The organism is Rhodococcus sp. 06-235-1A (assembly GCF_002258785.1).
Lineage (GTDB): Bacteria > Actinomycetota > Actinomycetes > Mycobacteriales > Mycobacteriaceae > Rhodococcoides.
The window spans coordinates 347,248-370,014 of record NZ_NOYI01000012.1; the positions used below are offsets into that span (position 1 = coordinate 347,248).

Here is a 22,767-nt window from a genome sequence, read left to right on the forward strand (position 1 = left end):
ACGGTAAAGTTACTTTACGGTGAAGCTATATCGAGGATCGGTAGATTGTCAACGCAGCTCCGTGCGCTCGGGGCACAATGCAGGAGAAGCGAGGCGATTCGATGAGCGACGATCGGTCCGAGATTGCCGAACAACGAACCCGCCTGATGGAGGCGCTGCGAATGTACGGATCCGCCTTCAATCAATTCAGCCGACAGTTCGCCCAGTGGTCCGGACTGCATCCCACCGACGGAGAAGCGCTGATGGAGATCGTCTACGCCGAAGAACGCGGTGTCCCGTTGTCCCCGTCTCGACTGGCAGAGCGTGTACAACTCACCTCAGGGGCCACCTCGACACTGATAGACCGACTCGAACGGGCTGGACACGTCCGGCGTACAAGAGAGGGCACCGATCGACGTACCGTGACACTGCGAAGCGGGGCCAGCGTGCACGAGATGGCGGACGAGTTCTTCGGCCCCCTGGGTAACCGTCTCGACACGATGATGGCCCGGTACCCACCCGACATGCTCGCGGAGTTCGAGAGCTTCGTCGGCGAGCTCGTCAACACGATGCAGACCGAGCTGACCGATCCCAGGACACCGTGAGATGCCGCAGAACAACCACTATCACCATTTGATGTTCGGTCCTGCTGCGATTGCCAGACAGAAGGTCGACGGCAGCTACACCGCCTACGGCTCACAGACCGAACGACCCGACGACGGGCCGACGCCTCTCGACACTCGCGAGAAGGCCATGATTCGTGCGGTCGATCAGTTCCAGATCGCCACTGTCGCCGAGACCGGCTGGCCCTACATTCAGTATCGAAGCGGACCGAAGGGATTCCTGCAGGTCCTCGACGACCGCACACTCGGCTTCGCCGATTTCGCCGGCAATCATCAGTACGTCACGGCGGCCAATCTCGATCACGACGATCGCGTCGCCATGTTCTTGGTCGATTACCCTTTGCGCCAACGACTCAAGCTCTACGGCCGGGCACGTACCGTCGAGGCCGCAGATGATCCCGAACTACTGGACAGACTGAGAAAGATCGGGGACCTGACCGTCGCCGCCACCTGCGAGCGCAGCGTCGTGATCGACGTCGAGGCCTTCGACTGGAACTGCACCCGCAGCATCATTCCCCGCTACGACGCGAACTACCTCGCGGACCTCTCCGAGGTCTACCAGCGCAAGGCCGCCGAGCGAGAACAGGAACTGCTACAGCGCATTTCGGAACTGGAAGATCAGCTCACGCAGTCTTCGACGCATAGAAGCGACCCAGAAACTCGGTCTTGAATTCGGCGAAGCGTCCCTGCTCGATGGACGCTCGGATGTCGTCGACGAGCTTGACGGTGAAGCGCTCGTTATGGATGGTGCACAGCGTCGACGCGAGCATTTCCTTGGCCTTGAACAGGTGATGGATGTAGGCCTTGGTGTAGTGCGCGCAGGTGTAGCAATCGCAGTTCTCGTCGATCGGGGTGAAGTCGCGTCGATGCTTGGCGGTGTTGATGTTGAAACGGCCCGTCGGCACATAGATCGCCGCATTGCGTGCCACGCGTGAGGGATTGACGCAATCGAAGGTGTCGGCACCATTCTCGATGGCGGTGAAGAAGTCGTCCGGCTCGCTGATACCGAGCATGTGACGCGGCTTGTGTTCGGGCAGTTCCTCGTTCACCCACCGGGTGATGGTGCCGAGGTTCTGCTTCTCGAGTGCGCCGCCGATTCCGTAGCCGTCGAAGCCTCGGCCGGTCTCACCGGTGATCGTCTCGAGATCGTGTGCGGCCTTGCGGCGTAGATCCTCGTACTGCGCGCCCTGCACCACTCCGAACAGCGCCTGGTACGGCTTGTCGGCGCGCTCGACAGTCAGACGTTCGTGCTCGAGGACGCACCGCTCGGCCCATGCCTGGGTGCGGTCCACCGACTTCTCCTGGTAGCCGCGGGTATTCATCAGCGTCGTCAGTTCGTCGAACGCGAACATGATGTCGGCACCGAGCCGATGCTGAATCTGCATCGACACCTCGGGAGTGAAGCGATGCTTGGAGCCGTCGAGGTGGGACTTGAACGTCACCCCGTCGTCGTCGACGTGGGCGAGGCGTTCCTTGCCCTCGGCGATGACGTCGTCGGACTCCACGCGCGAGGCGTCCATCGAGATGACCTTCTTGAACCCGACGCCGAGGGACATGACCTGGAATCCGCCGCTGTCGGTGAACGTCGGCCCGTCCCAGTTCATGAACTTGCCCAGCCCACCCGCCTCGTCGACGATGTCCGAGCCCGGCTGCAGATACAGGTGATACGCATTGGCGAGCACAGCCTGCGCGCCGAGATCCTTCATCGCCTCCGGCAGCACCGCTTTGACTGTCGCCTTGGTCCCCACCGCGATGAACGCGGGGGTGGCGATGTCACCGTGCGGGGTGTGGATGGTGCCGGTGCGTCCGAGCTCACCGTCGAGCCGGGTGCCGATATCGAAGCCGAAACTGGAGGAACTCACCGCGTCAGTATGCGGCTTCGCCGCTTGTGAGCGGAAATTCGTAGCCTGCTACGAGGTGCCGTGCACCTGCGGCGGAGCCGCTCCAGCCGCATTGAGGCGGAAGTACGCACCCCTGGCCGCGAGCAGTTCCTCGTGATTACCCTGCTCCACGATGCTGCCGTTCTCCATCACCACGATGGTGTCCGCGTCGCGGATGGTCGAAAGCCTGTGCGCGATCACAAAACTGGTGCGATCGGTCCGCAGTTTCGCGGTGGCCTTCTGCACCAGCAGCTCGGTTCGGGTGTCGACGGAGCTCGTGGCCTCGTCGAGGATGAGGATCAACGGCTTGGCCAGGAAGGCGCGGGCGATGGTGATGAGCTGCTTCTCACCGGCGCTGACGTTGTTGCCCTCCTCGTCGATGATCGTGTCGTAGCCGTCGGGCAACGAGTGCACGAAGCGGTCGACGTAGCTCACTCGGGCAGCCTCGAGGATTTCTTCCTCGCTGGCACTCGGGTCGCCGTAGGCGATGTTGTCGCGAATGGTTCCGCCGAACAGCCAGGTGTCCTGCAGCACCATTCCGGTGCGAGCGCGTAGCTCTTCGCGGGTCATCTTCCTGGTGTCGACGCCGTCGAGGGTGATTCGGCCGGAATCGATCTCGTAGAACCGCATGATGAGGTTCACCAGGGTGGTCTTGCCCGCGCCGGTCGGTCCGACGATCGCGACAAGGTGCCCGGGATCGGCAACCAGCGAGAGGTTCTCGATCAACGGACGGTCGGCCGAGTAGCCGAACGAGACGTTCTCGAATTCGACGCGTCCTCGGCGCTGAGTGGGCCGCACCGCATCGGCCGGGTCGGCGTCTTCTTCCTCGGCGTCGAGCACCTCGAAGATGCGCTCGGCGGACGCGACACCCGACTGCACCAGGTTCACCATCGAACCCACCTGGGTGAGCGGTTGGGTGAACTGACGCGAGTACTGGATGAAGGCTTGCACCTCACCGAGCGTGAGCGTGCCCGACGCGACCCGCAGCCCGCCGACCACGGCGATGACCACGTAGTTGATATTCCCGAGGAACATGATGACGGGCATGATCATGCCGGAGATGAACTGTGCCCGGAAGCTCGACTGGAACAGCTTCTCGTTGCGATCGCCGAATTCGCGTTCCACGTCTGCCTGACGACCGAAGGCCTTGACGATCTCGTGGCCCGTGTACGTTTCCTCGATCTGCGCGTTGAGCTTGCCGGTGTGCTTCCACTGTGCGACGAAGTGCGGCTGCGACCGTTTGGCGATGACGGCGGTGACCGCGAACGATGCCGGAATGGTCAGCACCGCAACGAGAGCGAGCAGCGGCGAGATCCAGATCATGACGCCGAGGATGCCCAGCACGGTGAGAATACCGGTGATCAACTGACTCAGCGTCTGCTGCAGGCTGGTCGAGACGTTGTCGATGTCGTTGGTGACGCGGCTCAGCGTCTCACCGCGGGCATTGTTGTCGAAGTACTTCAGCGGCAGTCGGTGCACCTTCGCCTCGACGCTGCCGCGTAGCAACAGGATTCGACGCTGCAGTGCGATGTTGAGAATGTATCCCTGCGCCCAGGCCAGCAACGCAGACAACACGTACAGAACCAGGACCCACATCAGCACGGTTCCGACGGCACCGAAGTCGATTCCGGCTCCGGGAGTCAGGTCCGTCCCGGACACCAGATCCGCGATGGAGTCATTGCCTTGGGCGCGAAGCTGGTCGATGGCCTGCTCTTTGGTCTGCCCCGGATCGAGCTCACGGCCGACGACGCCGTTGAAGATGAGATCGGTCGCGTGTCCGAGGACGGTGGGGGCAGCGACGGTCAGCACGGTGCTGGCGATACCGAACGCCAGCATCACCGACAGGAGCACTCGCTCAGGAGCGAGAAGGCCGATCAACCTCTTGAACGAACCCTTGAAGTTTCGGGCCTTGGTTCCCGGCACCACCGCTTTGGCGACGGGAGCGTCGTCCTTCTCTTCCGTCTTCTCCACCTGCGCGGTCACAGTGCGCCCACGGCGTGCTGCGAGTCGACGATCTCGGCGTAGGTGGGGCAATCGGCCATCAATTGGTCGTGGGTACCCACACCTACCGGCTTTCCGTCGTCGAGCACGAGTATCTGGTCGGCATCGATGATGGTCGAGACGCGTTGGGCGACAACGATCATGCACGCATCTCGCGTCACCGGCCTCAGGGCCGCACGCAGATTCGCGTCGGTCGTCAGATCCAGCGCAGAGAACGAGTCGTCGAACAGATAGATGCTGGGTTTGCGTACCAACGCGCGAGCGATGGCGAGACGTTGACGCTGACCGCCGGAGACCGTCGTACCACCCTGCGCGACGGGTGTTTCGAGTCCCTCCGGCATGGCGCGAACGAAGTCGGCTCCCTGCGCGATCTCGAGTGCCTCCCACAATTCCTCGTCGGTGGCGTCGGATTTGCCGTATCGCAGGTTGCTCGCGATCGTGCCCGAGAAGAGGTACGGCTTCTGCGGAATCAGACCGATCTCGGAACGCAGCAGGCCCAGATCGAGTTCACGGATATCGACCCCGCCGACGCGTACCTCACCGCCGGTGACGTCGATGAGTCGCGGAATCAGGTTGACCAGAGTCGACTTTCCGGAGCCGGTGCCGCCGATGATGGCGGTGACCTTGCCTGCTTCGGCCCGCAGGTTCACTCCGCAGAGCACTGGATATTCGGCTCCGGGAAAGGAGAATTCGGCGTTCACGAGCTCGACCGTTCCCGGCGACGACACGAAGGTCTTCGGCTTGTCGGGCAACACGACCGAGGATTCGGTGGCCAGTACCTCACTGATGCGGTCGGCGCACACCGACGCGCGGGGCACCATCATCGCGATGAAGGAGGCCATCATCACCGACATGAGGATGAGCATGATGTAGCTCAGAAGGGCTGTGAGAGAGCCGATCTGCATGGTGCCCTGATCGATGGCATGACCACCGAACCAGATGACGGCGACACTGGTGACGTTGCTGATGAGCATGACCGTCGGGAACATCAGAGCCATCAGCCGCCCGACGCGCAGTGCCGTTTCGGTGAGTGCGGTATTGGCCGCTCCGAACCGATCGACCTCGAAGTTCTCGCGGACGAATGCCCGAACCACGCGGATACCGGTGATCTGTTCACGCAGAACCCGATTGACGGCATCGATGCGCTTCTGCATCGAGCGGAACGCCGGAACCATCTTGACGATGATCAGACCCATCGAGATGGCGAGGCCGGGCACGGCGATGAGCAGAATCCACGACAGCCCGAGGTCCTCGCGCAGCGACATCACGATGCCGCCCACGCACATGATCGGGGCCATCACCACGATGGTGAACCCCATGACGATCACCAACTGCACCTGCTGAACGTCGTTGGTGTTACGGGTGATCAACGACGGCGCACCGAACTGGCCGACCTCACGGGCCGAGAACGTGCCGACGCGGTGCAGGATCGCACCACGCAGGTCGCGTCCGACGCCCATCGCCGCACGTGCGCCGATGAACACCGCCGCCACCGAGCTGATGATCTGAACCGCCGACACGAGCAGCATCACACCGCCGGCAGACAGGATGTAGCCCGTGTCGCCGGTGGTGACGCCCTTGTCGATGATGTCGGCGTTGAGGCTGGGCAGGTACAACGCCGCCAACGTTGCGACGAGCTGCAGCAGAACCAACGCGACGATCGGCAGCTTGTACGGAGCCAGACAGGTGCGCAGCAGTGGGATCAGCATGACGGCCGAAGATTACTCGTACACATGGATGACAGTCTCTCCGTTTTTCGAGTGTTGCGGGCAATCTTCGGCCGACCGGATTGCAGCCTGGAACTACAGGCCCTTCTCCGGAGCCGTCTTCAACTTGGCACCTTCGATGTCGACGTTGGGCAGGATCTTGTCCAGCCACTTCGGCAGCCACCAGGCCTTGTCGCCCATCAGCGCCATCACCGAGGGAATCAGCACCATGCGCACGACGAACGCGTCGAAGAACACGGCCGCTGCGAGCGCAAAACCGATGGACTTGATGAACGAGTCCGGCTCGGCGATGAACGCGGCGAACACCGAGATCATGATGACTGCGGCCGAGGTGACCACGCGTGCGCCGTACTTGAAGCCGTTGACGACGGCGTCCTTGGCTGCGGCTCCGTGGACGAACTCCTCACGCATTCGCGAGACGAGGAACACCTGGTAATCCATCGCGAGGCCGAACACCACACCGATGAGGAAGATCGGCATGAAGCTGACGATCGGCTGCGGGTTGGAGATCAGGCCGAGCCCGCCCTCTTGGAAGATGAACACCGTGGCTCCGAAGGTCGCGAGCACGCTGAGCAGGAACCCTACCGTCGCGGTGAGCGGCACCAGGATGGAGCGGAACACCAGCATCAGCAGCACGAATGCCAGTCCGACCACTACTGCGAGGTAGGGAATCAACGCGCTCTGCAACCGCTCCGAGATATCGATCCCGATCGCGGTCTCGCCGGTCACGCCGTAGGACACTCCCGAGCTCTCCTGCAATCCGCTCTCGGCGTCGCGGAGGTTGGTGACGAGCGCCTTCGTCTGGTCACTGTTGGGTGTGCTCGACGGGGTGACGAGTATTTGAGCCGTGTCACCCGCCGGGTTGACGGCGACGATCTGCGCATTCGTGACGTCGGATTGCGCGGTGATCGTCTCGATGACCTTGCCGAAGGACGCAGTGCGATCGGGTTCGGCGACGCCTGACGCATCGGCGATGACGAGCAGCGGACCGTTGCGTCCGGGCCCGAAGGCGTTTTCGGTGACGTCGTATGCCTGACGGGCAGGCGTGGACGGGTCCGAGGTAGCGATCGACGGGAGTGCGAGAGACAAACCGGTGGTCGGCCCTGCGATGACGCCGAGGAGCACGATGCCTCCGACGAGTCCGAGGATCGGCCTCTTGACCAGGAATCGAGCCCACCGAAGTCCGTTGGTGGGCTTGGCCTCCGGGTCCTCGGGGTCGGTGGTGTTGACGAACTTGAGCTTGCCCGCGAAGGCCTTGCCCTTGTAGACGCCGAGCATGGCGGGCAGGAACGTCAAGGCGATCAAGACGGCAACGAACACCGCGAAACCGGCGGCCAGACCCATCTGGGACAGGAACGGGATGCCGACCACGCGGAGGGCAACGAGGGCGATGAGTACCGTTGCGCCCGCGAACACGACGGCGGAGCCGGCAGTTCCGACCGACCGTCCCACTGCCTCTTCGCGGTCGTCGGTGAGCGTGAGCTCGTGCCGGTATCGCGCCAGGATGAACAGCGAATAGTCGATCGCGACCGCCAGACCGATCATGATGGCGAGAATCGGGGTGAACGAAGACAGACTTGCGAAGCCGGAGGCTGTCGTGATTGCCAGACTCGAGATGCCGATGCCGACGATCGCGGTGATCAGCGGCAAGCTGGCAGCAGCAGCCGATCCGAACATGATGAGAAGAACGACGGCAGCGACTGCAAGACCGACGATCTCCGAACTTCCACCGGGCGACGGATTCTCCTGCGCGACGGTGCCGCCGAGGATGACGCTCAAACCTGCATCGCGGGCGGGCTGCGCGGCGGCGTCGAGATCGCTACGAATCTGATCGGTGACGTCGGCAAGATCGACATTGATCGGCGCGGTGACGGTACCGACGTTGCCGTCGGGGCTCAGCGGCGAGGTGGCGGCTGCATCGGCCGCTATCTGGTCGGCCGGGGTGCCTGCTTCGGTGGCCGCCTTGGTGTACTGCTCGATGATCGACTGGTTGGCCGCGACCGGATTGGCAAGTGGCGGTGCACCTTCCGCTGGCTTTGCCGCGTCGACCTTTTCGATCTCGGCGATCGTGGCGTCGATGGCGGAGGTGTACTGCGGAGTATCGAGCGATTGGCCTTCCGGTGCCTGGAAGACGTACTCGGCGTTGACCGCTTGCAGCGGGTCCTCGGCTCCACCGAACCGCTCCTTCTGCAGGTCGAGTGCAGCCTGAGCGGGTGTTCCCGGAATGCTGAACGAGTTGACCGTCGGCGCGGACAGCGTTGATGCGCCCACGGCGGCAAGAATCAGAATCGCCAGCCATAGTCCGAGGACGATGCCCTTGCGTCGGTACGCGAATCTTCCGATTCGGTAGAGATAGGTGGCCACGGTCAAGCTCCTCGGTTGTGTTCGGACGTGTGGGGGTGAGGCTCGGATTCGGGAGTGGAGCCTGCGGAATGACCCTCGGGCTCGGGAGTGGAGCCTGCGGAATGGCCCTTGGGCTCGGGCAGTCCGGCGCGGAGTTGGTCGAAGGCGTCTTCGATGAGGGCCCTCGGCGTCGATCCTCCCGCCGGGTCGTTCATCCAGATGTTCAGCGCTGCCGTGACGGCTCCACCGACGGCCATTTGCAGCAGGTTGGGGTAGAGATCGGTGTCGATATCGGTGCCGGTTCGTTCGGCGATGGCCTCGCCGAGTTTGCGAGTCAGTGAGTGGTGCATTTCGAGTCTGCGGGCCATCAGGGCGGGGTTGGCCTCGATGAGCCGAGCTGCCGCGAAGGTGTCGTCCAAATCTCGGCCGGGGTCTGCGACGAGGTTGATTGCTATGTGCCGCAACGAGTCCCAGATCGGCTCTGTCGACGGCCTGGCGCGCAGGAGCTCGAACCATTCGAGGGCCGACACCTCGATGTGGTGCAGAACCGCTTCTTCCTTGTTGGAGAAGTAGTTGTGGAACGTGCGGGTGGACACTCCCGCCTCGTGCGCGATGGCGTCGGCGGTGACCGCGTCGAAGCCGTGCTGCTTTCCCAGACGCACGGCCGCCAGGCCGAGAGCGTCGCGGGTGGCGGCCTTCTTCAGATCGCGAAGGCCCGTCGGAGAAGTCACGCTTACCAACCTACGGAAGTTGCACTGTTCTGCAAGTTTGCAGTGGAGTGCAATTTTGTCGATCCCGACACAGCTGGCGCTGGATGTGACTCAGGTCATCGACGCGCCCATGCGGTCGGCTCGCTGACCAGCTCTTTCACGAAGCCCGGAAGATCGTCCTCGACGATATCTGCGAGCGACACAGCCTCGAGCACCGCACGGAGATTGACGCGCACCGCGAGCCAGACCCGGGTGAGCGGCTCGGCGGGGCCGGCATACTCCGCATCCTCGGGCCGTTGACCACGCACCGACGCCAGCGGCCCCTCGACGGCCCTGATCACATCGGCAACAGAAATGTCCGACGCCTCCCGCGCCAGCCAGTAGCCGCCGTCGGGACCTCGTCGGCTGCACACCAGATCCGCCCGACGCAGGTCCGAGAGCACCGACTCGAGAAACTTGTGCGGAATCCCTTGCGCGGCGGCCAGCGCCTCGGCTTTCGCGGGCCCCTGCCCGCCGACCGCAGCGAGTTCGACGAGCGTACGAACCGCATAGTCCGCCCTGGCCGTGATGTGCACGCTCAATTCCTATCATTTCAATAGGAAATTAGCGAGCAGTCGGCGGGATGTACCGATGCTCGACGGCACGCCGCCGGTCAGGAACCTTCCGGTATCGCCACGACCACCTCGTTGCGGCGGAAAGGTGCCAAGGTCCATGGCGGATCGTAGAACCAGCTCATCGGCTCACCCAGCATCTCGATGCCGTGTGCACGCAGCGCTGTGGTCAACGCCGCCATCTGCGGCTCGACGTCGTCTCGGCCGCGGCCACCGCTGAAACGCAGCACGGCCACCGTCTCCGCCGGAACCGATGTCAACGTCACGCGGTCGTCGTCGGGCTTGGGCAGCGTTTCCATCGTCCACTTCGACGGCATGAAGAACCGGACAACCCAGCCGTCGCTGCCGGGCGTGCTCGACACGGGGGCCGTCATCGCGATCTTCTGCGGGCCTGCGGGCGACTGACTGACTGGAGCGGTCATCGCGACCTTGTGCTTGCCGCCGTTTCCGCCGAAAATGTACCGGGCCAGTCGACGGAAACCCTCCTGACGAGCCTCTTCCTCCTCGGCGTCGACGGTGGTCTGGGCCGCGATGCGTGGTTCGTAGCGACGGATCTCCACCGCATCGGTCAATCGTCGGCTCGTGTGCGGCGGCTCCTCGGTACCGACCCGAATCCCGACGACACCCAACACCGATCCGGCAACCTGTCCGACCGTGGACGCGATTTTCTGCAGCAAGTCCGACTCCGCTCTCGTGGCCAATGGGTGCGCCCCCTCCACGGTACGAGCCGTAGGAAAGCAAGGCAGACAGCGTTACACTCAACCTGTGACTGTCACGCAGGAGGTTCGATGAGCGACTGGATCGGTTCGGCGTGGAATGCACTGCCGGAACCGCTGCGCGATCCCGTCGCACTGGCCATTCCGGCGTTCGCCCTGCTGTTGACCATCGAGTGGATTGCGGCCGCGAAGCTCGAGGACGGTGAACGCGGTAGCTATTCCGCCAGGGATGCGCGCTCGAGCCTCAGCATGGGACTGGTGTCCATCGCGACCACCACGGCCTGGAAGGCGCTGGCGTTGGTCGGCTACACGGCCATCTATGTCTACGTCGCGCCGTGGCACCTTCCCGCAGACGCCTGGTACACCTGGGTGATTCTGATCCTCGGCGTCGACCTGCTGTTCTACGGCTATCACCGGATCGCGCATCGAACCCGGATCGTCTGGGCGACGCATCAGGCCCATCACTCCAGCGAGTACTTCAACTTCGCGGCGGCGCTTCGGCAGAAGTGGAACAACAGCGGCGAGGTCATCATGTGGCTGCCACTCCCCCTGCTGGGCATGCCGCCGTGGATGGTGTTCGTCGGGTTCTCGATCAACCTCGTGTACCAGTTCTGGGTGCACACCGAGCGCATCGACAGGCTGCCGCGTCCATTCGAGTTCGTCTTCAACACGCCCTCGCACCATCGCGTCCATCACGGACGCGATCCGCAGTATCTCGACAAGAACTACGGCGGGATTCTGATCATCTGGGATCGCCTGTTCGGCACCTACGCCGAGGAGATCGAGCGGCCGAACTACGGCCTGACCAAACCGGTCGACACATTCAACATCTGGACCCTCCAGACACACGAATACCGCAACATCGCACGGGATGTCGCGGCATCGCGGTCGTGGAAGGAACGCGTCGGATACCTCGTCGGACCGCCGGGATGGACGCCGGCCGGCCCACGAGAACGCGCTACTGCTGATTCAGATTGATCAGGAAATCGATGGTCCCGGACGGATCCACCGTCACGAAACCGAGTGACGGCGGCTCGATCTGGTAGTCGGTCCACGTCGTCGGAATGGCACCCGACGCGATGAGCGTGTCACCGGACTGCAGTACTTCCATCTCCACCGAGACCGGACGGGTCTGATCCTTGAGCGTCAATGTGCCCTCGGCGGTGACCGTCATGGTGGTTCCGTCCTTGGGCAGTGCGGACAGATCGATCGGCGAGTCGATGGTGAACGTCGCCGTCGGATAGGTGGCGGTGTCGAAGATGTTGCCGCGGAACTGGCTGTCCCGACGATCGCTATCGGTGCTGATGGAGTTCGTCAGAACGACCACCTGCCCCTCGGTGAGCGTGTTGTCGGCAATGACGACGTTGCCCGCGACTTCGGTCGTCGACCCGACGACCGTGACATCGGACCCGTTCAGTAGCTCGTCGACGGTGTAGCCCGCAGCAGTCGTGTTGGCTGCGTCGCCCGGAGTGACGATCCACCGTCCATCGATGTCCTGCGTGCTCGCGGCCTGCGCGCCGGAGGTGGACACCGTCGCCGCCGGTGCGTCGTCGCCCTCGAACGAGGCGTAGATCTTGGGGCCGAAATACAGCCCGAGCGCCACTACTACGACAACGATCGCGCCGACAATCCACCATTTCTTGGTCATGCCTGCCGATGGTAGTTGCAGCTTCAAGCCTGCGTGCGGTGAGAGACCTGGCAACTCCCTGAGAGTTTTGTCCGTTTACCCCGTGCACACGTGTCGGTACCGCCAGGCACAATGGAACGCATGGATCCGGTGACCGCGCTTCGAGAGATCGGGTACTGGCTCGAGCGCTCACGTTCGGACACCCACCGCGTCAAGGCATACCGCCGAGCAGCCGACGTGGTCGAATCCCTCAGTCCTGCACAGCGTTCCGAGCACGAGAAGGCAGACAGCTGGTCCTCGCTCGCCGGCATCGGAGCCAAGACCTCACTGATCATTCGCCAGGCGCTCACCCAGGACGTCCCGGACTACCTGCTCGAGCAACGCACAGCCGCAGAACCCATCGGCAACAACGACCTCCGCGCCGCACTGAAGGGTGATCTGCACACCCACTCCAACTGGTCCGACGGCGGCAGCCCCATCGAGGAGATGATGCGCACCGCGGCCAGGCTCGGCCACGAGTACTGCGCCCTCACCGACCATTCCCCGCGACTGAAAGTCGCGAACGGCCTCACCGCCGAGCGGCTGCGTGCCCAACTCGACATCGTCGCCGAACTCAACGAGCGGCTCGCACCGTTCCGCATCCTCACCGGGATCGAAGTCGACATCCTCGACGACGGATCACTCGACCAGGACGAAGGCCTACTCGCCGAGCTGGACGTGGTGGTGGCGAGCGTGCACTCCAACTTGCGCGCCGACTCCAAGACGATGACCAAGCGCATGGTCACCGCGATTGCGAACCCGCACGTCGACGTCCTCGGACACTGCACCGGACGGCTCGTCGAGGGTGGCCGCGGCACCCGGCCCGAGTCGACGTTCGACGCCCCCGTGGTGTTCGAGGGCTGCCGCCAGTTCGGCACCGCAGTGGAGATCAACGCAAGACCCGAGCGACAGGACCCACCCGAGCGCCTCATCGACATCGCCCTCGAACGCGAGTGCCTGTTCTCCATCGACACCGATGCGCACGCACCCGGTCAGCTCGACTGGCAGGGCTACGGCTGCATCCGTGCCGAGGCACGGGGCGTGCCGGCCGAGCGCGTGATCAACACCTGGCCGCTCGACGAACTGCTCGAATGGACGGATCGGCGCGCGTGAACCGTCGTCACTTCCTCTCTGGCCTGCTCGCTGTGACGCTGGTCGGCTGCAGCTCCACCGACACCGACTCCTCACCGAGTACCGCCGAGACGTATTCGGCTGCGCTGCAACCGGTATCGGGTCCAACAAGCGATCCCGTCCGACTGAAGTACGGATACCAGCCCGACAACATCGGCGATCTCTACCTTCCCGACAACAACGCCACCTCACTCCCGGTCGTGGTCATGATTCACGGTGGCGGTTGGCAGGAAGACCTCGACCTGTCGTACTTCCAACAGATGTCGACCGCCATCGCCGACGAGGGCATCGCCGTCTGGAACGTCGAGTATCGGCGTGGGCCGAACAATTGGGCCAACACTCTCTCGGACGTCGACGACGCCACCGAGGCACTGGCAACCGTCGTACAGGACGCGTCGGGCGGAAGGCTCGATCTCGACCGCGTCCACGTCGCTGGGCACTCGGCCGGCGGACAACTCGCCGCATGGGTGGCCGCTCGACACCTGATGCCGGTCGATGCGCCGGGAGCGGAACCGAAGATCAAACCGCGCAGCGCCACCATCATGGCCGGAGTGTTCGACATGAAGCGGGCGGCCACACTCGGAAACGACAAGTTCGTACCGGTCTTCCTCGGCGGCATGCCGAACGAGGTACCCGGCCGCTACAAGATCGCGTCGCCCATCGAATATCTCCCCCTCGACGTGCCACTGACTGCGCTGCACGGTGATGCCGATCAGACAGTGTCGGTCAATCAGAGCCGTGTCTACGTCGACGCGGCGACGAAGGCGGGCAGCACCGACACCGAACTCGTCGTACTGCCCGGAGCCGGACACGGCGCGTTTCTCGACCCGAAGAACCGCGCCTGGGCGACGGCACTGAGCACCATCACCGGACGTGCGCAGACCCTGCTCTGACGTCGGTGGTTCTGCCGGGGTGGTACACAGTTGCGATGAACGGAAAAATCGCGACCGGATTGCTCGGACTGATCGTGGCCGTCTCGGTTGCCGGATGTAGCAACGACCCGTCGACCGAGGAAGCGTCGAGCACAACTGTTGCCGCGACGACGACTGCGGCTTCCACGACTGTCTCCCCCACCCCGACGACCGATGCGCCCGCTCCGGCTGACTCTGCACCTGCCGAAGCGCCGGAAGCCCCGCCCGCCGCCGATCCCGCGGCTCCGAGCGATGCGACCTCCGGCGTCACCGGTGAAGCGCTCTACCAGCAGACCTGCACACAGTTCATGCCGTCGATCGACGCGTTGGAGCAGACCGGAATCTCCGATCGCGCCAAGTCGGTCGAGGGTCTGCGCACCGAAATGACCACCGCCCCGAGCTGGAACACCGTGCCGCCCAGCGATCAGGAACAGATTCTGCGCGGACTCGACGCCGCCGGTGCAGGGCAATGCTGAGCGTCTGAGCCCCTGGGGGTTCGGTGCGCCCGGCCGCGGTGATCGCCGCCCGGCCCCGGTGGTCCCGCAAACGCGCGCGCATTTGCCAAGTGCGCGCGAAATAGACCCGGTCTCGGTGGCGAATCCGCGCGCGTACGACGAATGCGCCCGCGTTTGCCGCTGAACCGGCCGAACCCAACCCGGCCGCACACCAACACCCCCCGCGCACAAAAAACTCCCCACCCGACGGATCGGGTGGGGAGCTTTGGCGGTGGCGGAGGGATTTGAACCCTCAGCGGCCGTCGGGCCCGACTCCAAAAAGGCCCGCAAGCTGCCCAAATAGCTTTCTGGGCAACACGTGACATCTCCCGAAATTACCTTCACGTGTGGTCGGAATGTGGTCACGCACTCGGTCCGCATGGCGGAACTTGTAGTCATTCGTTCGATCGACGGCCGCGTAACGAATCGGTCCCGACGCCGCCATGTGGTCTCTAGCCGTGCCAAGATCCGACGATTGACACCAATCGGACAGGAGAACTGGATGCTGGTAGACGGAGTCCACCGATTCGATCGAGCCAGCGAGTGATCCCAGCGTGCACCGGGGAGTACGCGACCCTTCCCCCTGGAACCCATAAAACGACACTTGATGAGATCTACCAGGCCTTTGTGGTGGACGCCCCATTCCGCCCACGTCGCGAGCTCATCCACCAAGCCATTGTCCTGTACTCAAGTCTCGTGAAGAGTGCATTCGGTAGCGCTCGCCTCTGGATCGACGGCGGCTTCGTGACACACAAGCCGTGGGCCGCACCGGAAGACGCAGACATTGTTGTTGTCGTACCCATGGAGGAGTATGTGGACAAGGTCAACGATCCGCATTGGTTCCCGTTGTGGACGTTCCTGAATGCCACATCATCGGACCCCTCGCGGTGGACTAAGAAGTTGCATCCAATGGGGGGTCTCCTAGACACATTTCTGATGCCGGACGTTGAAGATGCACTCGGCATATGGGATCTACGCTGGTCGTCTGTCAACGGCCCAAACGGCGTGCTCGTGCCGGGTGCGGCCAAGGGGTACTTGGAGGTGATCTTGTGACAGCTGCAGACTCACGCGATATGGAAGCGCGATTGCGAGTCGCACTTCAGTACACCACCGGTGACGACGAAGCCGACCGCGCTCTGCGCGGTTCGCTGCTGGCAGGCATCGTCGGCAACGATCCCGAGCTCCTGAATGTCTTCGTAGAAGAGGCTGGTCCCGAACAGGCCGAATTCGACGTGCATCTTGATGGCCCCGGTGTCGAAAACAACGCGACCAGCGCGAAGAGCTTCTCCGCTTTCGTAGCCGGGCTGAGTGAAGCGGTCAAAGAGACCGCGAAGCATCGCGCAGGCAAAGGCCGCTACAGCGAAGGTCTACTTATCGAGGGCGCGACACCTGGATCTGTCAGGGTTGTGTTACGGGCGCCAACACCGAAGATCGACCCAACCCAGCAGGTCGACAACATAACAACGGCGTCCTCGGTGGACTCCGACGCTTTGAGGTCAATAGCAGCAATCCTCAGCCACGCAAGCGACCCCGACGTCGATAGCCCGCTCGTCGCTGAGATAGCAGATCTCCCGAAGGGCGCACGCAAAGGGCTTCGCCGTGCAATCCGTTCCAGCCGACAAGCGGGCTGGACAATCGACGGAACCGTGCGCCAGCGGCGCGTCGGACTGTCAACAGTCGCCCTGACTCCCAACGGCGCGACGCGGCTTGAGCTCGAGCTCGACTCACGCGTGGATTCGCAGAAATCGGAAACAATGATCGGGACCATCGACGGATTCAGACGGTCGATCGGCACCCTGTACTTCATTCCGGAAGGAAGGCCACCGATCAGCGCTGCCGTTCTGGATAACACGCTAGCTATCCAGGTCGCGCAACTAGCCGCGCAAGAGGGCGCGACTGTCCGTGCCATCTTCAACGTGGTCGAATCGCGCCTTCCCGGAGACCCGGGGGTCTCGCGCCAGAGCAGATCCTTGATCTCGATCCGAAGCTTAGAACGCGGCGATCAGACGGAGCTCTCAGTGGACACTGGCTAACCGGTCGAGCCACAGTCACGAAAACTCGCGACTGCCTAGCGTGAGCACCCTGCAGGGCCCTTGGAGATTGGCGGGCCCTGCAGTCTTCGATCGGGAGTAGGCGAGTCTAAGGATTTCCCATTCCAATGAACCCTCCTGACCCTGGCCCGAGCTCGTCAAGGCCGTGCGCTCCGTTACAGACAAACGAGACTTACCCACACTGCGACCATGGTTCCGAGTAAGTGGGGCATCAGCAGGGCTGAGCATCATCATGCACAGCTAGTCGTGGCCGTCGCGGGAGTTGTTAGCTACTCGACTCGTCCCACCCATCGAGTGAACGATGGTGGTGTCGTGTCGACGAGACGTTCAGAGGGTTTCAAGCTCCAGCCAACTCGTCGGCCCACGTCGTACCGTTCTGGATCGACGCGCTGCCCAATACGATTGCCCACGGCATCAATGAGACACACGGTCTGCCACTGGCCAGCAACTGCCTGTGCGATCAACGCGCCAAACCGCCCATCCCTTGGCACGAGCTCATGCTCCGCGAGCAGATCGTCAAGTGTTGCGCCGACGATATCCGGCCGCGAACCGGCTAAGCAGTAGTGCTGATAGGTGCTCCACATTCCGAACGTCAACTTGGACCTTTCACATACGCGGGTGGTGCATGCTGCCACCGCAGTTGGATGGCGTCCACACGCTTGCGGTGAACCACCCCCCCCAAGCGTGCCCTACCCAGCCGAATGACATCACTTCGCATTGCTGGCTCCCGCGGCACCATTCTTAGGCTCGCACAGTTTGGGTGGGACAGACTTTAACCCGAGCCTGTCTGCCGCCGCACTCAGATACTCTCTTCCCAGTGCTACCGCCTTCACCGGCTCGAACGCCGAGGTGCGCGGATCCGTCATTTTGCTTCTGCGCATCTCACTGCTCGTCTCGAATCGAGAAACTCGTTGCACAAAATTCGGACAGATGCGCAGGTCGACCCGGGGGTGGGTCGTCGCCACCAAGCCCTTTTCGGTCGCGGTTCCGCTTCGATAGAGGATGAGGTCGAGCTCACTCAGTTCCCTTTTCGCCCTTACGAGAAGTTCGATTCCGAGTTCATGGTGGCGGCGAGAATGAATGATCACCACATCTGCGTGGACGGGAATGTCGGGGAACAAGTGCTCAGCGGTAGCAAGAACGCCAACGACTTCGTCAGTCTCATTGTCGATACCGACCCACTCGAACTTGCGGACACCCTTCATGACGTCAGGATGGCATGCAACAATTCGGTAAGGTAGATTCACGCCAATATTATGCACCAAAGCCGCGTTCGCGCAGTAAGATTCGGCATAGTCGCCTCGCCATCACGCCCGGAGCGGTCTAGAACTCCGCCGAAATCTTCATAAGTGCTCGAAGCTCGTCTGGTGAAAGCCACGGTGACCGCCGATGAATCATGCGGTGGCAGTTCGCACACAGGAGAACAAGGTCGGACATTTTCGTTCGTGTCTCGCCCGAGACATGGAGCGGAAGGACATGGTGCACTTCTGTGTACTCACGTCCGCGCTCGCCGTACACCGCTTCGGGGTCGAAACCACAGACTTCGCACGCAACTCGATCGTGTGTCTCAAGAAAATTGTCGATCTTCTTGCGCCGCAGTTTTCGGTCACGCTCACGCACGAAGTGCTGACGTTGCAAAAGTCTGCCTTCAGGTGCCGAGTCGTCTTCATCATCGATCGGCGCTTGCAAGACTTGTTCCATTGTCTCGTCGTGCAGTGAGGACCGCAGAGCTGCAGCGACGGCTCGCATCCGGTCCGGCGAACGGAGGTATTCCGCGAGAACTTCCTTATCGACCGCGCCACCTTTGGTCGGCTTACCCTTGTAGTCGGGATGCTGGGTTGCGATATCGGCAGTCTTGCGAGCCACACCGTTCGGGTTCCTAAACTTGTCACCACGGATTTCGGGAGGGTATAGCGGCATCTTCTGCAGAAGGGTCGATAGCTCGAGTACGCGAGGATCATTCGCTCCCAAGTAGTCCCAGTCGTTGTCCATCAGAACATCGCAAACGAGAATCACTTCATCGCGAACCCAGTCCAGCCGTTCACTGTGGACGTTGTAGCCGAGTGAACGCAGTCGACGTGCAACGGATTGATCGCCGCCGGTGAAGTCCGCCGACTTCAACGGAAGGTTCCCTGGCAGGTAACCGTGCGCTGCTCCGGCCACGGCCTTCGAGTCGTAGCGCTTGCCGCCTCTCACGATGAAGTACGTTCTGCCTGGCCCGAAGCCATACTTAGACCTGAAGGCGTCGCCTCCAAGATCGTCAAACTCCGACAACGCTAACGCCACCGCATCTGCAGTCAGATCGCTTAAGCCCATGTGTCTCAGACTATCGTCCAAGCAGGCGCATATCGTCGGCCTTCGTGTCGAGACGTCTGATCTACGTTCCGACGTTGGAAGTCCCCCAGCCGCCTAACCTGCAGCAACTTCAGATCGGAATCTGTTGTCAAAACGACAGCGATGAGTTACCGACCAGGGCATGATTCAGCAATGCTTCTACGTCTTCATGCCTGGCTGCACCAACTTCGATACCTGACACGATCGCTGATAGCGGGTACATCGATCGCAGGTCTGGGTCTCGCGGCAATTCTGCTGGTTGCCAACAAGGACAACATCCTGAAGTGGGACCTCACGCAGCCGCAAGGTGTCCTCATAGCCGGCCTGATCAGCGGTCCATTCCTCATTGCCGCCGCCTACCTGGCATTTCACGGGCAGAAGGAAATGCGCCAGGAAGAACGTCGTAAATTTGACGAGCAGATGAAGTTCGAACGACGCAAGTTTACAGAGACCCTAGCGGAACAGCGTTACTTGAGCGACCAGCAGATACTCCGGGCGCTTGACCAACAGAAGGCGCAGCTCGACGCGGAGTGGGGGCAACACCAAGACTTACTTCAACAACAGCGAAATCAGCATCGGAGTCAGATGTCCCAGCTTAAAAAGTCACTGAAGGCTACCAAGGCCATCGAACGGCGACGACTCTTGTCAACTGCTGAGATTGAGGAGAAGAAACACCGTCGGCAGGTCGTATTTACGACGATCGGCGACGCGATGAAATCTTTGGTTGACATCAGGGCCACCTTTGTCGCCATTAATAAAGCTATCGATGACGACAAAAGAATCAGCGAAGAGGCGGAGTCGTTTGGTATGGAGGTCGGACCCGAGGAGGAATTAAAGGCACTCGCTCGGTGTACTGAAGCCAGTGACCAGGTGACTGCAAGCGCTTCCATGCTTTTACTAATCGAGCTTGAAGATTCTTACGAGGCATTGATGGCTGTTGTCCAATATGTCGGCACACGAGCTATACATCACCGAGGCGAACCGATGAAGTTCGCCGACATTCACGAATTTGGGATTATTTGGACTGCTGCGATCAACTCGTTGCGTGGAAAATACAAACAGGCATAGAAACGCCGCAGTGCCACCGTTCCTGCGCATCCCGGTAGGCGTCGGACCCTTCGCCAGTCCAGGAGATACGAAGTGCAGCAACACTGTGCGACACGTCGGTGAGGATCGCAGCCGTGTCCGCGGCGAAGGTCGCCATCGACGCGATGGCGAGATCGAGTTGCTGAAGGTCGATCTTGAATGCATCGTTTCCGGAGGCGGACATCAGATGTCGATCCGGGAGCCGGCGGCGTTCGCGACGACGACGCTCGTGTCGTTGTCCGTCTGTTCGTAGTCATCTGCTGCTGCGCGGAGTAGCTGCGCTAGATCGCGGAGGGCTCCGATGATGTTCTCTGCGCCGTGCCTCCACTCGATCCAGCTCTCGTCGTAGGCCGATGCCGCGATCCCCTGCCAGCCGTCGACGAGGAGTTCATCGCCGACGGTTTTGTCGAGCGTTCGTAGCCGTTGGGCGAGCGTGTCGGCTTTGGCTTCGACCTCGGCGACGGTGGCGCGCATTTGATCCGGGGACACCTGGAGCGTGCTCACGGGCTACCTGCTCGAGTTTTCGAGGTCCACATATCGACTTAGACGCGGCACGAGTGGGTTCGGTTTCATCGATTCGAGATTTCATGTCACACCGAGTGTGCCGCGCTCGGCGTTGCGATCACTTCAGACGCTATGTGTGGCCACAGGCTGCACCTCGCCGTCGCCAAGGCTGGCGCAGTGGCGGACTGTCCGTGGAACCCAGGGAAACCACCGAGTGGACCCAGCCCGGCCGCTAGCAACTGATCGTGGGTAGGACCGTTCCAATAGCCCTTGGAGGCTTCGGCTGCCGTCATGCCGTGGGCCAGCACGATTCCGTCGGGGATCATGTGGTGAACGACCTCTGCGATGAACCACGACTCGACGCCGAGCTCTTTCGCGTTTGGATGCAGTGACAAACACTGCACCGCCAGAATGCGGTTACTCGTCAGTGCACCAATCTCATCGAGGACCCGTTCGTCGAGGTTGTTTCCGTCCAACAGAGCACGGAAGCGGTCTGCGTCGACGTCGTCGAGCAGTCCCAGGCCTTCGAGCAGCGAAGCGGACCCATCGCGCAGCATCAAGAACTGCATGGCACCGATCGAATACTCCTCACCCGCATCGGAATTGAGGTTCAGCACGGCATTCCAATCGGAGCATCCGTCGGTCCTGACCCCGCGGCCACTCTCGAAGTGGACCACCAGGCCGTCGAGGCCGACCAGCGACTCCGATACGGGTCGGTCTCCATCCTCCGGTGTTCCGAAGATGGAGCTATCAGGTGGGACATCTGTTGTCATTTCAAATCCGCTCATGTGGGGTGTCTACCGTCGAACGCGACATGCACTGCAGCTGAATACTTTTCACTTATCATTCTACCCTGCACCATTCCCCACAAACACTCATCAATGCTGCCCCCTCCCCCACAACAACATTCGACGAACAATCATTCACGGGCGGCAGCATCGAGGATCTCCACGCCGGTGCTGCACAGTTGCAACGAATCGAGGGCGAACGGCCCACGTCGTCGAGACAGCTCATTCATGACCTTCGATTACCGCGGTGTCAGCGATCATCAATCCGTCGGAGGCCAGACAGTCCCCGGGGCATCACTCGACCCTCTGTACCACTCATTGTTTCGAGGTACTACGATTACGACCCTCGCGCACGCGTGCGTGCGTGCGTGCCGGCGAGTGCACCCGAGACCGGACTCTACGAGTCAGTGGCCGCACCCTGATTGGCTGGCCTGAGCAGCGGATATATGGGTCGCGCTGATCCTGCGCGGATGATGCGCAGAATCGACGCGGCTTTTGGTCGGCTGCGGTCACCGCTGTGTGCGGTGGTCTCGTAGCGCCTTTTCGACGTCGGCCCGTCGCTGTTCGCGTTGGGCGGCTACTGCGGTGGTCTTCTGCGCGGATTCCTCGAAGCTTCGCTGCCTGAATGGTGCGATGCCGCTCGTCGGGGCGGCGGTGAGGGGTTGGGGTGTGGTTCCGTTTCGGGTGCGTTCGACATGGGCGTGGCGGCGCTCGTCGATGCTTCCGTCGTCGGGTGTGGCAGCCTTCTTGGCGCGCCTCTCTTCGATGACTGCGGCGACGGTCGCGTCGGCTTCAGTTTGTCGTTGTTGGGCGGGGGTGGGGGTGTTGGTGGCTCGTGCGGCGCGGATGGTGTCGATGGCCGCTGCCTGTTGTTCGGCGCGTTCTTTCGCCGCGATGGCGTCTGCGAGTGCGGTGATCGCGTTCGTGCCTGGGCCGCGGGGCTCGGGGGCTTCTGCTGGTTCGCGTGGAATGGGCTGAGGCATCGCGGCGAGTCTGGCGGCGACTTGTTCGTCGGCCTTCCGGTCGATTCGGGACTGGACTCGTATGTGCTGGTTGAATTTCGGTCGGCTGGTCATGTTGGTCTCCTCGTCGTGGGGTGGGGTGGGATTGTTCAGTTCACTGTGGGTGGGGCATCAATTGTTTGGGTGACGCGTGAGGTATCTGCAGTCGATGTGGCGGCAGCGAATGGGAGGTGTGGGCTCCCGCGCCGTG

General features: G+C 62.2%; 23 protein-coding genes. 9 read left to right on the plus strand and 14 right to left on the minus strand.

What is annotated here, in order from left to right; genetic code table 11:
• Positions 1-101: 101 nt before the first annotated feature.
• On the plus strand, positions 102-584 hold the full coding sequence (locus CH275_RS12070) for a MarR family winged helix-turn-helix transcriptional regulator (protein ID WP_032368029.1): 483 nt from the start codon (positions 102-104) through the stop codon (positions 582-584).
• Between the two features lies 1 nt (position 585).
• Positions 586-1,272, plus strand: coding sequence for a pyridoxamine 5'-phosphate oxidase family protein (locus CH275_RS12075; protein WP_094678324.1), 687 nt, complete (start codon positions 586-588; stop codon positions 1,270-1,272).
• Here the strand turns inward: CH275_RS12075 and tgt are convergent.
• The 7 genes from tgt to CH275_RS12110 form a co-directional block, all read right to left on the minus strand.
• Complete coding sequence (gene tgt, locus CH275_RS12080) at positions 1,226-2,464, minus strand: tRNA guanosine(34) transglycosylase Tgt (protein ID WP_094678326.1); 1,239 nt, start codon at positions 2,462-2,464, stop codon at positions 1,226-1,228. The two genes, CH275_RS12075 and tgt, sit on opposite strands and share 47 nt — an antisense overlap.
• Before the next feature lie 48 nt (positions 2,465-2,512).
• Positions 2,513-4,453 (minus strand): ABC transporter ATP-binding protein, encoded by a 1,941-nt coding sequence (locus CH275_RS12085; RefSeq protein WP_179276130.1) that lies wholly within the window; start codon positions 4,451-4,453, stop codon positions 2,513-2,515.
• An 8-nt stretch (positions 4,454-4,461) separates the two neighbouring features.
• On the minus strand, positions 4,462-6,192 hold the full coding sequence (locus CH275_RS12090; protein WP_094678330.1) for an ABC transporter ATP-binding protein: 1,731 nt from the start codon (positions 6,190-6,192) through the stop codon (positions 4,462-4,464).
• A gap of 93 nt (positions 6,193-6,285) precedes the next feature.
• Positions 6,286-8,574, minus strand: a complete 2,289-nt coding sequence (locus CH275_RS12095; RefSeq protein WP_094678332.1) for an MMPL family transporter — start codon at positions 8,572-8,574, stop codon at positions 6,286-6,288.
• Positions 8,575-8,576: 2 nt separating this feature from the next.
• Positions 8,577-9,284 (minus strand): acyl-CoA-like ligand-binding transcription factor, encoded by a 708-nt coding sequence (locus CH275_RS12100; RefSeq protein WP_373453701.1) that lies wholly within the window; start codon positions 9,282-9,284, stop codon positions 8,577-8,579.
• A 95-nt stretch (positions 9,285-9,379) separates the two neighbouring features.
• Positions 9,380-9,838: an RrF2 family transcriptional regulator gene (locus CH275_RS12105; protein ID WP_094678334.1), complete on the minus strand. Its 459-nt coding sequence runs from the start codon at positions 9,836-9,838 to the stop codon at positions 9,380-9,382.
• 77 nt (positions 9,839-9,915) lie between these two features.
• Complete coding sequence (locus tag CH275_RS12110) at positions 9,916-10,551, minus strand: SOUL family heme-binding protein (protein ID WP_094678720.1); 636 nt, start codon at positions 10,549-10,551, stop codon at positions 9,916-9,918.
• Positions 10,552-10,662: 111 nt separating this feature from the next.
• Between CH275_RS12110 and CH275_RS12115 the strand changes: the two genes are divergently transcribed.
• Complete coding sequence (locus CH275_RS12115; RefSeq protein ID WP_094678336.1) at positions 10,663-11,568, plus strand: sterol desaturase family protein; 906 nt, start codon at positions 10,663-10,665, stop codon at positions 11,566-11,568.
• On the opposite strand, the gene CH275_RS12120 is transcribed toward CH275_RS12115, so the two are convergent.
• Entirely contained in the window at positions 11,549-12,238 is a 690-nt protein-coding gene (locus CH275_RS12120; RefSeq protein ID WP_094678338.1) for a YceI family protein, read from the minus strand. The genes CH275_RS12115 and CH275_RS12120 overlap by 20 nt on opposite strands.
• Before the next feature lie 120 nt (positions 12,239-12,358).
• On the opposite strand from CH275_RS12120, the gene CH275_RS12125 reads away from it, so the two are divergent.
• The 5 genes from CH275_RS12125 to CH275_RS12145 all read left to right on the plus strand — a co-directional run bounded on the left by CH275_RS12125 (position 12,359) and on the right by CH275_RS12145 (position 16,825).
• Entirely contained in the window at positions 12,359-13,369 is a 1,011-nt protein-coding gene (locus tag CH275_RS12125) for a PHP domain-containing protein (protein WP_094678722.1), read from the plus strand.
• Entirely contained in the window at positions 13,366-14,280 is a 915-nt protein-coding gene (locus CH275_RS12130; protein WP_094678724.1) for an alpha/beta hydrolase family protein, read from the plus strand. Before CH275_RS12125 ends, CH275_RS12130 begins: the two co-directional genes overlap by 4 nt.
• Positions 14,281-14,315: 35 nt before the next feature.
• On the plus strand, positions 14,316-14,774 hold the full coding sequence (locus CH275_RS12135; protein ID WP_094678340.1) for a hypothetical protein: 459 nt from the start codon (positions 14,316-14,318) through the stop codon (positions 14,772-14,774).
• Positions 14,775-15,335: 561 nt separating this feature from the next.
• A complete protein-coding gene (locus tag CH275_RS12140) occupies positions 15,336-15,845 on the plus strand; it encodes a DUF6932 family protein (protein ID WP_094678342.1) in 510 nt (169 codons plus the stop codon).
• A gap of 20 nt (positions 15,846-15,865) precedes the next feature.
• A complete protein-coding gene (locus tag CH275_RS12145) occupies positions 15,866-16,825 on the plus strand; it encodes a hypothetical protein (protein WP_143546759.1) in 960 nt (319 codons plus the stop codon).
• Positions 16,826-17,550: 725 nt separating this feature from the next.
• On the opposite strand, the gene CH275_RS29480 is transcribed toward CH275_RS12145, so the two are convergent.
• Both CH275_RS29480 and CH275_RS12155 read right to left on the minus strand, forming a co-directional pair.
• A complete protein-coding gene (locus CH275_RS29480; protein ID WP_094678346.1) occupies positions 17,551-18,048 on the minus strand; it encodes a hypothetical protein in 498 nt (165 codons plus the stop codon).
• 118 nt (positions 18,049-18,166) lie between these two features.
• Positions 18,167-19,159, minus strand: a complete 993-nt coding sequence (locus tag CH275_RS12155) for an HNH endonuclease (RefSeq protein ID WP_094678348.1) — start codon at positions 19,157-19,159, stop codon at positions 18,167-18,169.
• Between the two features lie 171 nt (positions 19,160-19,330).
• Between CH275_RS12155 and CH275_RS12160 the strand changes: the two genes are divergently transcribed.
• Positions 19,331-20,245, plus strand: coding sequence for a hypothetical protein (locus tag CH275_RS12160; RefSeq protein WP_094678350.1), 915 nt, complete (start codon positions 19,331-19,333; stop codon positions 20,243-20,245).
• Here CH275_RS12160 and CH275_RS30380 read toward each other — a convergent pair.
• The 4 genes from CH275_RS30380 to CH275_RS12180 form a co-directional block, all read right to left on the minus strand.
• Positions 20,211-20,447, minus strand: a complete 237-nt coding sequence (locus CH275_RS30380; RefSeq protein ID WP_094678352.1) for a WXG100 family type VII secretion target — start codon at positions 20,445-20,447, stop codon at positions 20,211-20,213. The genes CH275_RS12160 and CH275_RS30380 overlap by 35 nt on opposite strands.
• Entirely contained in the window at positions 20,447-20,767 is a 321-nt protein-coding gene (locus CH275_RS12170; protein WP_256990986.1) for a WXG100 family type VII secretion target, read from the minus strand. Before CH275_RS12170 ends, CH275_RS30380 begins: the two co-directional genes overlap by 1 nt.
• Before the next feature lie 86 nt (positions 20,768-20,853).
• Positions 20,854-21,555 carry a hypothetical protein gene (locus CH275_RS12175; protein ID WP_143546761.1) on the minus strand — a complete coding sequence of 234 codons (702 nt, stop codon included), beginning with the start codon at positions 21,553-21,555 and terminating at the stop codon, positions 20,854-20,856.
• A gap of 509 nt (positions 21,556-22,064) precedes the next feature.
• Positions 22,065-22,631 (minus strand): hypothetical protein, encoded by a 567-nt coding sequence (locus CH275_RS12180; RefSeq protein WP_094678356.1) that lies wholly within the window; start codon positions 22,629-22,631, stop codon positions 22,065-22,067.
• Positions 22,632-22,767: the final 136 nt, after the last annotated feature.